Source organism: Leptolyngbya sp. DQ-M1, assembly GCF_039962505.1.
Classification (GTDB): domain Bacteria; phylum Cyanobacteriota; class Cyanobacteriia; order Leptolyngbyales; family Leptolyngbyaceae; genus Leptolyngbya.
This window is the reverse complement of the sequence record NZ_JAMPLJ010000004.1, coordinates 569,375-582,110: the sequence shown is the minus strand read 5'-3', so window position 1 is coordinate 582,110 and position 12,736 is coordinate 569,375. Positions and strand designations below refer to the sequence as shown.

Sequence of the window (12,736 nt, the reverse complement as noted above, 5' to 3'; positions counted from 1 at the left end):
TTAAGCCTTTACCTCTACTGTTCCAGGTTCTGCTTCAGGCGATGCTTCTCCTTTGCGCTTGCGAAAAGCGGCAACACCAAAGCCAATTAGCCCAGGCAGAAGCGCTGGGGTCGGAACTGGGGTCAGTTCGATCGAGCCACCATTACTATTGTTTCGGAGCCTGAACGAGACAATAGAATCTCCAGTAGGACTGTTTCCAATACCCGACGGTTGGAAGACCCCTTGTAACTGTGCGTCAAAGTTACCAAAGCTATCACCCAAATTTCCAATGTCCCTGAAGCTTGCACTCAACAGTTTGGTCAAGGTGAAGGTGATGGTTTGCTGCCCTGATTTTTCCAGAGTCAAGAATGAAGGAATATTGAGAGTAACGTCAACAGGAGAACCATTGCTGACTAATGCAGGGGAAAAACTCAGATCCTTAAGGGTAACAGAGCCTCCCGCATAGTTTGCAAATGTCCCACTCAGGGCGCTTCCAGGAGCAGCTTGAAGCGTGAAAGCGGTGTTTACGAGATCAACACCCGTGTTTTTCACGCTGTTAACTTTTCCACCGATATCGATGCTTAGAGCTCCTGTTAGACCCGCAGCCTGGGCGGGTGTTGCAGTTGATAGAGCAACTGTCGCAGTTGCTGCGATCGCAGCTCCTAAACTAATAGACTTGAAATTCATGGTGTTCACTTACCTTAAGTTGTGAATGAAGTTACGTGATTCATTAGCTGAATCTAAATCGCTACCGAGACACAAGAAGTAGTTAGCCTACTTCTATTCAGGTCAACGAAGGAGGAGTAAACAACTTCCTCTCTTTCGACTCCAGGCAGAGCAATTTAATCACTCGCGTCGATAGCGGGCTGCACCAGCGGTAGAAGCAAAACACCTGATTTCCTGGATGGAAATCACGAAGCGTTGCTGATTTCCTTGCCTGAATTCTAGTAAAAAGCTTATGAAGCTTTAGGTAAAACATTGGAAGCGCAGGAAAATCTCAATGAATCAGCAGAATCCGTAGCGTCACTCGCTTTCGCGACATCGCCACACTTCCCACCGACCGTATAACACTGAGAACCGCGATCGTAATTCCACTGGCACGATTTACGCACCCTTCTGGAGTCGTTCCGGATAGATTGGATGTAGCGTAAAAGATTTAACCAACTTCTCCAGATATCAATCGAACGCAAACGGAGCTCAATCAAGCTCTGCAAAACCCAGAGCGCTAGCAAACTATACCTAAGTGAAATCATTACAGTCCGGGGGCAAGAATTGAGGAAGCTAGGATAACCAACTATGTCGTTCAAATGCAGTTGTTTCTATGGTGCTGAAGTTGAGATCTAGCATTAATTTGCTATTAATCAACTAGGCAAAAATGCAGCTTGAAACGATCGTTCTGGCTCCTACAAAAGCTAAACGTTGAAAACCCTGAAACTTCTTCTTGTTAACTCTTTGTCGAACACTATTTCTTTTAATTCAAATAGTCTCAACTCAAAGGACAGATGCAGTGAAGGCGAGGGCGATTTAGAGCGCTCGACCAAAACAACCCGGAAAACTCTACAAAAACAATGCTTGATAATCAAATTCATTCCACTCAGCATAGAAATTCACTGCTGCTGATCGAAATCGAGCAATTATCTTATTGTTTGTAGGATTACCTGCGGCTGCTGGAGAATAATGTACAGAACTTTTGCAGTAATGATCCCATGCCGTAATCTTACACACGGTTTCTTTATATACAGCTTGCTTTTCATAAAAGGCTAATAAAGTCGCAACGGCTTCACGCGGATTTACCCTGATTAGAAGACTTAGAGCCAGTGGAAACAGGACTTTGACGCTGATAAAACTCAAATTAACTTTAACTTCACCAAAGCTTCTTAGTCTCTAAAATCGTGGCGCACGATTCGTCATAATCCGAGTTTTTTACGTAGGTAATCCTGATCCAGACCTCGGCATCTGTATAAAAGAGGGAGTGACTTGCTGTTGTCCCTTCCCTATTTGTCCTTGTATAACGATGCGCCTCCTCACCCTGGTACAGCTTTCTACCGCCGCGACCTGTCCGCTTCTCCTGCTCTCGCTGCCCAAATTGGGTGCTCAGCCTGTAACACCCTCAGATTCACCTAAACTCGAAGAAAATAACGATTTTCAATCCTTTTTACGTTCTGCTGCGATCACTGCACCCACTCCAAGCGTTGCTCCTCCAAACTTTACCGCCCAAGCGACGATCGCAGCGCCTCAATTTAGTACAAAACTTAGTGCAAAACCCGTCACTGCTCCTCCAGCGGTCACCGTTAAATCTCAAGCGAAGCCTGTTACGAAGCCCGCTGCTCCTGCAATCCGGACTAATTTCACTCAGCGGCCCGATTTCTCCTGGGATCGAATCGTCGAACGCTCTTTACCTGCCTCGCTGCTAATCCGTCCCGCCTCACCCATTGCTGCCAAAAAAGCGATCGCCCCTTCAAATCAAGTCAAAGCTTCAAAACCAAGACTGAAACAAGCCCAAACTCCGCGTCAATTAAACACACCCTTAATCACCGCAATTCCACCTACACTCAATGATTCTTCCGCAGTATTACCCCCGATCGACACTCCTTATGTCTTAGGAACAGGCGACACAATTCAGCTTACCGTTGTCAATGTGCCAGAGTTCAGCGGACAACAGCAAGTTGGAACAGATGGATCAATCCTGCTTCCGGTTGTGGGTCGAGTCGGTATTGCTGGATTAAGTGTCCCAGAAGCCGAAGCAACGCTCGCCAATCGGCTCTCGCGAGAATTGCGCCGTCCCCGCATTCTGATCACTGTACTCAAATCTCGACCGCTTCGAGTTGGCATTGCTGGAGAGATTAAGCAACCCGGATTCTATACCCTATCAGCGGCAGATGCGATTCAAGCTCCCAGTATTGTGCAAGCGATTCAGCAGGCTGGTGGAGTCACGCTTTCGGCAAATCTGCAGCGGGTGGAAATTCGACGACGCGATCGCGTCAAAGGAACACAGAAAATCACGGTCAATCTCTCGGAAATTGCTCAAACCGGAGACCTCAGCCAAAACCTTTCACTGCGCGATGGTGACTCGATCTTTATTCCGACGGTCGATGCGATCGATTTAGCCGCGATCGGACAGCTCGCAGAGTCGAACCTCGCCACCACTGGACAAGCGATCAATGTTGCCTTAATCGGTGAAGTCACTCGACCCGGCGCTTACAAAATGGAAGGTGCGAAAGAGGGGGGCAGCCGTCCGACCCTCACCCAAGCGATTCAGCAAGCAGGTGGAATTACGGCTGACGCAGATTTACGCCAAGTCCAAGTGCGACGACTAACTCGCAGCGGTAAACCACAGTTGATCAGCTTGAACCTGTGGCAACTGCTTCGAGAGGGCGATCTGAGTCAAGACCTGCTGTTGCAGCCTGGAGATACCATTCGTCTGGTCAAAGCGCCAGACATGAGCGCAGAAGACCTGATTCAACAAGGAAACGCAAACGTTTCACCAGGCGCGATTCGCGTCAACGTCCTCGGTGAAGTGAAAGGAGCCGGAGCCGCGCAGCTCCCTCCGAGCTCCACGCTGAATCAGGCTATCCTTGCCGCAGGTGGACTCGATCGCCGTGCTGCCAAAACGGTAGAACTCATTCGCCTCAATCCCAACGGAACGGTCACTCGGCGATCGATTCGCATCGATCTCAGTCGCGGCATTGATCCAGTGAACAATCCTGTCCTTCGCAACAACGATGTCATCGTCGTGGGTCGATCGGGCTTCACGAAGTTCTCTGATGGGCTTTCAGATGTTCTGTCACCGATTTTCCGTTTGCTCCCACTCCAACTCCTGTTCTGACATGATGCAATCTCCCCAGTCGAACTCGCTATCTACCCCACGCAACGGCAGTACCCCAGCTAAACCCCTCTCGGTTTCTCCTCCCGGTAGCTCCCCCAACAAACCCGAAGAAAAAGATTTTCGGCAGCATCTTCAAATGGTGCGGCGGCGCTGGCTTGCGATGTCTACAGTCGGCATCGCTGCTTTTTCATTTTTTGTCTGGAGAACCTTAACGACTCAGCCGGTGTATGAAGGGGGCTTTCGACTGTTAGTTGAGCCGATTAATCAGCCGAATCGGAATATCTCTAGTCTTACAGGTGATCGACCTGCTTCTGAAGACTATGACTACGACACTCAAATCCAGGTGCTACAAAGTCCTGAACTTCTCTTTAAAATGATCGAACGGTTAAAACCCCTACAACCTCAACTCAACTATAGGGTGGTTCGGAGTGGATTGACCATCAAGCGTGTTCCTAGAACAAAGATTCTTGAAATTCGATATCAGAGCGGCAATTCAGCCGAAATTCGTGCCATTTTAGAACAGCTATTGAAAGATTATTTAGCTTACAGCGTCAACGAACGACAATCTGATCTCAACCAAGGATTGAAATTTGTTGAATCTCAGGTTGCGTCTGCTCAAGGTCGAGTTGATCAATTGCAGCGCCAGCTTCAAGCGTTTCGTCAAAACTATCAGTTGATCGAACCAGACAGCGCAGGTGGACAAGTCACGGCACAAACCGACCAAATAAAACAGCGACGATCGACGCTAGAACAGGAAATTAGGAGCGCGAGGGCATCAATTGATAGTTTGCGGGGTGAGACGGGCGCGATCGTTGCGTTGAACAATAGTCAGACGTATCAAGCCCTGATTCAGCAACTCCAAGGAATCGAATCGAAAATTGCTTTAGAATCAACTCGATTTGGTGATGAGAGTGCTGCAATTCAAGATCTCAAAGATAAACGAGGAAATTTACGGGGCTTGTTGCGCGAGGAAGCGAGAAAAGCGATCGGATTCAAAGCGGCGGAACTCCTGACTCAACTGCAAGGGCTAGAAATGCAGCAGCGAGCGCTTGTCCAATCCGAGCGAGCTTTGAGCCAGCAATTTCAGCAACTCCCAGTCTTATCGCGGCAGTATACGGATCTTCAGCGAGAACTTAAAATTGCCACGACAAGCTTAGAGCGATTCTTAGAGACTCGTGAGAAGCTACAAGTTGAAGCTTCTCAGAAAAAGCTGCCTTGGCAAGTGATGGAACCTCCACCCGCCCAAGCAGCCTTGGTATCTCCGAATGTGAGTCAGGATCTAACCACGGGTGCCGCGATCAGTGTGGCACTCGCGATCGGGGCTGCCTTACTGTTAGAGAAAGTTGATGCCAGCTACCGCAACGTGGGCGATCTGAAGAAAGCTTCTGCTGTCCCCGTTCTCGGTCAGATTCCGCACGAGCCGATGATTCAAACCGAGCGCGAGTGGAAACTGTTGCCACAGCGGACTAAAAAATCGAAGAAAGGCAAGAAGAAGCGGCTCAAACGTCTGGAAGACTCCACAGGAACAGTGCTTTCCCTGCCGATTACATCTTTTCACGAAGATGCTGATCCAGAGGATGTGTCTGAGTTCTCGGAAGCCTTTAGAATTTTGAGAGCCAATCTCCAGCAGCTAAATCCGGGCCATCCGGTGCGATCGCTGGTCGTGAGTTCTGCGGACGTGGGCGATGGCAAATCCACTGTTGCGCTGTATCTGGCACAAACGATCGCGGAAATGGGGCAGCGGGTGTTGCTGGTCGATGCTGATTTTCGTCGATCGCAGCTTCAGAAGAGATTACAGCTGTCTGACGAGCGGGGGCTAAGTCAAGTCTTGTTTGAAAATGTCGAAGTGCAAGATGTAATTCAGCGGCCGTTTGCGGATCTTCCGTTCTATGTGTTAGGCAAAGGCAGCAATGTTTCTGACCCGGTGCGAGTATTGACTTCGCCTCGAATGCCTGAGTTGAAGCTGAGCCTTACACAATCCTTTGATTTTGTGGTCTATGATGCGCCGCCGCTGGATGATATTGCTGATGCGATGTTACTGACTCCGCACACGGATGGGTTGCTCTTAGTCGTTCGGCTTCAGAAAACGGAACGGGTGTTGGTTACGAAAACTCTGGATAATTTGGCTGTCTCTGGCATTCCCGCATTGGGGATTGTCGTGAATGATATTTAATTCAATGCTCTATTTTCTGTTCATTTGGGTTATTCTGCTGGCTGGATGTGCGAGCATTGGCATCGCTTTACTGGCTCGATTGAGTGCAACAAGCTTAGAAAGAAGTCACGATCGCTCGATGACTGCCCTCTGGATTGGATTGACTACACTCGCTGTTTCATTCCTCGCTGCTTCATTAGTGATTCCCTTATCGCCTTTGGTGGGTGCGATCGTCTTTGGTAGCTTGACCGCACTCTCGCTGCGCTCTAAACTAACCCGCGCTGAACTCAGACATATAGCATCTAACCTTAACAAAGCAGTGATTCTCCGATTTTTTGGAGTTGCAATTGTGGTCGCTGCAATCACTAGCCAGCCTATTACCTGGGTGGATACTGGCTTTTATCATTACGGCATCATTCAGTGGCTCGCTCAATATGGAACAGTGCCAGGACTCGCTTTGCTCTATAGTCCTTTGGGCTTTACGTCTGCCTGGTTTGCCCTTGCTGCCCCTCTAAATCCAAGCTTCTCTGAAGCGCGTTTGAGTGCGGCTGCAAATGGGTTTGCTGCACTCATTTTTGTATTGCACGTTTGGAGTTGTTTAACCCAGATTCGTCAACGTCAAGGCACGATCGGGGATTGGTTTATTGTGATTACGGGATTGTTTTTACTGCCGTTGTTCTTGCTTTCAAAAACGCTACAGGCAATTTTAGTTTCCCCTTCTCCTGATCTACCCGTTGTCTTTTTGATCATTATTGTCGCTTGGTCGATGTTAATCGTTGGCGATCGGCGTTCGCGGCTCATTCCTTTAATACTTGCATCAGGAGCCGTCACCATCAAGCTGACAGCGCTGCCACTGTTGATGATGTCAAGTCTATTTTTTGTGATAGGAACGCGGCGAATTCAGCAATGGCTCATCGGAATGGCGATCGTGAGCGTAATTCTAGCTCCCTTGTTCGTTTCCAGTATCCTGACTTCTGGATGTCCTCTGTATCCTTCTACCACAATCTGTTTTGATTTACCCTGGTCTCCAAGTTCTAGCGCCCTACAGCGAGTCGCGAACAGTACGCATCGCTGGGTGTCTTGGTATGGAACTCAACCCGTAGATCTGAACGAGTGGCTTGCCTTGATATGGACTTGGCTGAATACTGCGAGGCGGAATCAAATTGTCGTTGCGCTGAGCTTGGTTTCTGTTTTATGTCTAAGTTACTTTGCAAAGCACTTGGCAACGTTTCCAGGTCAAGGACAGTTTTGGGCGATCGCAACCGGATTGTCAGGCATAGGATTCTTGACGCTAACCTCTCCATTGCTGCGGTTTCAACTTGCCTACATGATTCTGATTCCTGGCTTGTTAATGGCTCATTACTGTACAGCTATTTTTCGCAAACGAATTTCGGGTAAACCTGGGAGAAACAATCTTGTAGCAAAGAGGTTCTATCTACCCTTCAGCGTTCGCTTATTAACTCTGAGTTTGATGCTGGTTGTTGTCATTCAGACTCATGCGATCTCTCACATCGTCCTACCGCCCCGCTTGCCGAATGTCGGAGTTGTTCAAAAACAAGTGAATGATTTCGTCTATTTCTACCCCAGCAACGCTAAGAATCGAATGTGCTGGGCAGCACCCTTGCCTTGTAGCTCGATACCCCCAACAAATATCAGAATTCGCGATCGGGATCAAGGAATCAAAGGGGGACTGATTCGGCTTCAGTCGCAGTTTTGAGTGGCTCGAAGGACAGCATCCTGAGCAAAGTACTTGGCTTCTTAATGATTCGTCCTTTAAAACAACAGTGATTTCCTCAGTAGACTTTTGTGTTTTTTGTAAAACTTTCCAAAATCTACCGGATATTACGTAAGTAATGGCGCAGAGGTGCTTAGTGGGAATTCTTTGACGGTAAAGTTTAGTTTTTTACATCAAAGCCGTTATGAACGATGTTTGTTTACTCCATCCTCGGTTTTAGTAGGAAAGTTTAATGATTACTGATTTGTTATCGGTAAAGGCACTGACCATACCAGAGCCAAAGCCAGCCTTAAGCCAGCATTTTGTGGTTCTGGGAGGTGGAATTGCAGGACTCGCAACCGCCTACGAACTTTCAAAACGAGGAATTCAAGTCACGGTGGTTGAAAAAGCGGAAGAAGTGGGCGGGCTTGCTCGAACACTAAATTATGACGGCTTTCGCTTTGATATTGGCGGACACCGATTTCATAGTAATAATTCCAGCGTGGTTCAGTGGCTGAAGGATTTGTTACAAACAGATTTGCAGGTTGTACCTCGGATTAGCCATATCTATCTAAACCAGCAGTTTGTCGATTATCCGATTCAATTTGCAAATGCGCTGGCTATCTTTCCACCCCTGAAAGCAGCGCAAATGGTGATGAGTTATCTAGGTGCCAAAATCAGCCCGACTCGGCAAGAGATTTCCTTCGAGGATTGGGTGATCAAACGGTATGGAAAAGCGCTCTACGAAGTTTTCTTCAAACCTTATACCGAGAAAGTCTGGGGGATGACTTGCGATCGCTTAGCCGCAACTTGGGCAGCACAGAGAATCCGCGTTCCTAGCCTCTGGAAGACGCTTCAGAATATGCTATTCCAGAAGCAAGGCGGGACGGCTCCGATTTCTCAGTTCTACTATCCCAGATCCGGCTTCGGCATGATCCCGAGCGCGCTCGAAGCAGAAATTATCAAGCGGGGCGGCATCGTTTACACCAGTACAGCATTGTCTGAGCTAGCCCCGACCTCTAATGGATTTGATGTAACGATTCAGCAGCAAGACGGCACGACTCGCACGATCGCAGCCGATCAAGTTGTTTCAACGCTGCCTTTGAATTATTTGCTGCAATCAATTCCAAAGCAGTGGGGCAGTCAAGAGATTCTCGACGCTTACGATCTGAAGTATCGAGATATGGTTTGCTTGTTTCTTGCACTCAAGAAGCCTCAAGTCAGCCAGGATAGTTGGACATATTTCCCGATGCAGGATCTAGTGTTTGGGCGCACTCACGAGCCTAAGAATTGGTCGAGCGAAATGGTGCCTAGCCCAGAGTTTACGTCACTGGCGGTCGAGATTTTTTCGAGTCGAGGAGAAGCAATTTGGCAACTACCCGATGCCGCAATCGCAGAAACCGTAGTTGAGCAAATGAGCCAAATTGGCTGGATTCAAAAAGCCGATGTGCATCAAAGCTGGGTCTTGAGAGTTCCCTATGCCTACCCGATCTATGAAGTAGGCTATGAAAACCGTCTAAAAGTTGTGAAAGACTATCTAGGTCAATGGCAGAATTTGCATCTGGTTGGCAGAACCGGATCATTTCACTACATGAATAGTGACGGTGTAATCGAAGATGTGTTCCGCTTAATTGAGCAACTGTTTCCTGAGCAAGCAGCAGCCGTTTCTCCGCTCGGCTCTCAAGTCGGGCGCTGGCTATAGACCTGACCGAATGTAAACCCTTTGTTCCCGACCCTTGCTGTGACTCAGCCTTTCCTATCAATTATTGTTCCGGTTCATAACGGCGCTTCTACTCTGGCAAGTTGCTTAGGCGCGATCGTCGCCTTTCGCGATCCTGCTTGGGAACTCATCGTGATCGACGACGCTTCGACTGATGCTTCCGGGTGGATTGCCCAAGAGCTTGGTGCCAGAGTGATCAAGGCTCCAAGTCAGCAAGGTCCAGCCGCTGCCCGTAATCTGGGCGCACAGATTGCACAGGGAGATTATCTGTGCTTTATTGATGCAGATTGCGAAGTGAACTCAACCACATTTTCGCAACTTGTCCGACTCTTGCTGGAAGAGCCAGAGTGGGATGCGGTCTTTGGTTCTTATGATGATGCGCCCAAAGCAACAAATTTTGTGGCGCAGTATAAGAATCTTTTCCACCACTATGTTCATCAAACTGCTAAAGAAGAGGCATCTACGTTTTGGGCAGGATGTGGAGCAGTCCAGAGATCGACCTTTCTGAGGTTGGGTGGATTTGATGTTGATCGATTTCCTCGTCCTAGTGTCGAGGACATTGATTTAGGCTATCGTTTGCGGCTAGCAGGATGCCGAATTCATTTAGCAAAAGGAGTGCAAGTCAAACATCACAAAGCTTGGAGCTTTTGGGGATTGCTGAGAACGGATGTCTGCGATCGTGGCATTCCTTGGACTCAACTCCTACTTCAGTATCGTTCAGGATTGATCAACGATCTGAACCTAAAATTTTCTCACCGCTTGAGTGTTGTCCTTGTTTATTTACTGTTGTTCTTTTGTTTTCTCAGTCTCTATCAACCGATAGCAATCCTGCTGATTGCGTTAGCAGTTGCTGGACTACTCATCTTGAACGCTGAGGTTTATCGATTTTTTTATCGAAAGCGCAGCTTCAACTTCATGCTTGGCGCTGTTCTAATGCACTGGTTCTACTACTTCTACAGTGGACTCTCGTTCGTTTTAGGAGCAGGGCTATACTGGCGGACTCAGTTCAAACCTAAGCAGCAGTTAAAAAAGCTCTTTCACCTGTCATTCCATAACTCAACGCTATGAATCCTGCCTTTGATCCGCCGTTAATCTCGGTCATTATTCCTGCCTACAATGCTGAAACGTATATTGCAAAAACACTGCGTTCTGTTTTAACTCAGACCTATCAAAATCTTGAGGTAATCATCATTGATGATGGATCTCAAGATCGCACCGTAGAAATCATTCAACCCTTTGCCGAGGAAGATACACGAGTTACGATCGTGCAACAGTCTAATCGCGGCGTTGCAGCCGCCCGCAACACAGGGATTCAGAAAGCGCGGGGACAGTTTATTGCGCTACTTGATGCCGATGACTTCTGGTTTCCGGATAATCTGGAAAAACAGATGAACTGTATGATGTCAGCTCCACCGAAAACAGGATTTGTCTACTCTTGGTCGGTGGATATCGATGAGCATGACCAAATGACCGGGGATTTTAATGCCGCTCAAGTAACCGGAGATGTGTATCTGCTATTGCTTTGTCATAACTTCGTAGGAAATGCCAGTTCCACCTTAATTCGCAAAGAATGCTTTGATCGCGTCGGCGGATTTAATGAACGCTTCAAATCGGTAAATGCTCAAGGCTGTGAAGACTGGGATCTGTATTTGCGGATTGCTGAAGCCTATTACTGTCAAGTCATACCAGAATTTTTGATCAGCTATCGAAAAAGTAAGAACAGCATGTCTCGCGATTATTTCAAGATGGCAGCATCTCACGCACTGATGCTACAAGCGATTCGCCAAAACCATCCAGAGATCCCTCATCTCTTATATCAATTATCAATTAGTAGCTTTTACTTATATTTCGCGCGTCAAAGTATTGATAACCACGATCGAGAACAAGCTCACTTTTGGCTATCCGAAGCCTTGAATATCGATCGAGCCGCTTTGCTTTTCCGCCCAGATTATTACTGGCTTCTACTCAAGAGCGTTCTGCTACAGCGAACGACTTCAGTGCGCACCCTTCACAACGCTCCTTCTCGCCTCAGCATCACGCTCAAAGTCTTTGCCACAGCTTGCCTACATCAATTCTTACGGATTGTCGATCAAGGATTACGCGATCGATCTGTTTCCAAAGCCCCCAGTCGTTCTCTTCTCACTCGTTCTTGACCTATGGCAACCGCGATTCTTGATCTTGATTTGAACCATATTCCATCTACGATCGCCGTATCAGAGCATTATAGCAAGGCATTGATTTTAATTCGCCTGAATGGTCAGCCGATCGGACAAACGACATTACCTGTTGTGACTGGACAAATTTCTGGGTTACACCTGCGCGATCAGTTAATTGAGGCTTCGGGTACACGGTATTGGAAGCAGTGGCTTGATGACTATCTAGAGTGGGATAGCTTAAGAAGAACCCAGAAGCTACCCACAGCGACTGTTGCGGTTTGTACTCGCGATCGTCCTGAGGATTTGCGCCGCTGCCTCAATGCACTGATGCAGCTTCCCGATGATGGTCAAGAATTTCTGGTGATTGATAACTGCCCTTCAACTGATGCGTCATGGCAACTTGTTCAAAATTACCCGCGCATTCGTTACATTCGGGAAGAGCGCCCAGGGCTAAATATTGCTCGAAATCGGGCCTTGCAGGAGGCACAACATGAAGTCATCGCTTTCACCGATGATGATGCAGCTCCAGATCCAAACTGGCTTCGAGCAATTCTGCCTAATTTTAATGATCCACTAGTGCTATGCGTAACTGGTTTAACGATGCCATTAGAGCTAGAAACCGAGGCCCAAGAATGGTTTGAGCAGCACTGTCCATTTGGTAAAGGCTTCTGGCGCAGTTCCTTTGATTTGACGACACAAAGCCCACTGGCAGTCGGGCGTATTGGCGCTGGCGCTAATATGGCGATACGGCGGAGTGGGCTTGAGCTAGTCGGTAAATTTGACGAGGCGCTTGATGCTGGGACAAAGACTTGCTCTGGTGGAGACCACGAAATGTTTGCACGCATTCTGACAGCAGGCTATCGCATTATCTATGATCCAGCCGCTCTTAGTTGGCATCGTCACCGTCGAACTTGGGAAGAGTTGCGATGTACATTCTATGGGTATGGTGTGGGGGTTTACGCTTCATTTACTCGTCATCTGCTAGCAGGGGAACTGAGCGTCTTGCAACTCGCGTTGGGGTGGCTATGGCACGACCAACTTCCCGCATTAAGAAAAGCCTTGCTTCAGCAATCGGGCAGCATTCCGCTTGCCCTAGTTCTCGCTGAGTTACAGGGGTGTTTTATCGGTCCTTGGGCTTATATTTCGACTCGTAGAAAGTTACTTGCTGCTGAAAATCATGGTGATTAAT

At 48.0% G+C, this 12,736-nt stretch carries 8 protein-coding genes; 7 read left to right on the top strand and 1 reads right to left on the bottom strand.

Translation table 11 applies throughout. The features are described from left to right. Complete coding sequence (locus NC981_RS16015) at positions 1-666, bottom strand: PTPA-CTERM sorting domain-containing protein (RefSeq protein ID WP_348243859.1); 666 nt, start codon at positions 664-666, stop codon at positions 1-3. 1,327 nt (positions 667-1,993) lie between these two features. Here NC981_RS16015 and NC981_RS16010 point away from each other — a divergent pair. The 7 genes from NC981_RS16010 to NC981_RS15980 all read left to right on the top strand — a co-directional run bounded on the left by NC981_RS16010 (position 1,994) and on the right by NC981_RS15980 (position 12,735). Next, on the top strand, positions 1,994-3,805 hold the full coding sequence (locus NC981_RS16010; RefSeq protein WP_348243858.1) for an SLBB domain-containing protein: 1,812 nt from the start codon (positions 1,994-1,996) through the stop codon (positions 3,803-3,805). Position 3,806: 1 nt separating this feature from the next. Then, positions 3,807-5,978, top strand: coding sequence for a polysaccharide biosynthesis tyrosine autokinase (locus tag NC981_RS16005; protein ID WP_348243857.1), 2,172 nt, complete (start codon positions 3,807-3,809; stop codon positions 5,976-5,978). Between the two features lie 4 nt (positions 5,979-5,982). Continuing rightward, a complete protein-coding gene (locus NC981_RS16000; RefSeq protein ID WP_348243856.1) occupies positions 5,983-7,674 on the top strand; it encodes a hypothetical protein in 1,692 nt (563 codons plus the stop codon). A 250-nt stretch (positions 7,675-7,924) separates the two neighbouring features. Continuing rightward, a complete protein-coding gene (locus tag NC981_RS15995) occupies positions 7,925-9,373 on the top strand; it encodes an FAD-dependent oxidoreductase (RefSeq protein ID WP_190377928.1) in 1,449 nt (482 codons plus the stop codon). Between the two features lie 39 nt (positions 9,374-9,412). Continuing rightward, on the top strand, positions 9,413-10,459 hold the full coding sequence (locus NC981_RS15990) for a glycosyltransferase (RefSeq protein WP_348243855.1): 1,047 nt from the start codon (positions 9,413-9,415) through the stop codon (positions 10,457-10,459). Further along, the gene (locus NC981_RS15985; RefSeq protein ID WP_348243854.1) at positions 10,456-11,544 is read left to right on the top strand and encodes a glycosyltransferase; all 1,089 of its coding nucleotides are present in this window, start codon (positions 10,456-10,458) and stop codon (positions 11,542-11,544) included. The genes NC981_RS15990 and NC981_RS15985 overlap by 4 nt, the downstream gene beginning before the upstream one ends. A 3-nt stretch (positions 11,545-11,547) precedes the next feature. Next, positions 11,548-12,735 (top strand): glycosyltransferase, encoded by a 1,188-nt coding sequence (locus NC981_RS15980; protein WP_348243853.1) that lies wholly within the window; start codon positions 11,548-11,550, stop codon positions 12,733-12,735. Position 12,736 lies beyond the last annotated feature (1 nt).

Excerpts from the sequence above, each read along its gene's own strand:
- NC981_RS16015 (WP_348243859.1), bottom strand. The coding sequence starts at position 666 with ATGAATTTCAAGTCTATTAGTTTAGGAGCTGCGATCGCAGCAACTGCG.
- NC981_RS16010 (WP_348243858.1), top strand. The coding sequence starts at position 1,994 with ATGCGCCTCCTCACCCTGGTACAGCTTTCTACCGCCGCGACCTGTCCG.
- NC981_RS16005 (WP_348243857.1), top strand. The coding sequence starts at position 3,807 with ATGATGCAATCTCCCCAGTCGAACTCGCTATCTACCCCACGCAACGGC.
- NC981_RS16000 (WP_348243856.1), top strand. The coding sequence starts at position 5,983 with ATGCTCTATTTTCTGTTCATTTGGGTTATTCTGCTGGCTGGATGTGCG.
- NC981_RS15995 (WP_190377928.1), top strand. The coding sequence starts at position 7,925 with ATGATTACTGATTTGTTATCGGTAAAGGCACTGACCATACCAGAGCCA.
- NC981_RS15985 (WP_348243854.1), top strand. The coding sequence starts at position 10,456 with ATGAATCCTGCCTTTGATCCGCCGTTAATCTCGGTCATTATTCCTGCC.
- NC981_RS15980 (WP_348243853.1), top strand. The coding sequence starts at position 11,548 with ATGGCAACCGCGATTCTTGATCTTGATTTGAACCATATTCCATCTACG.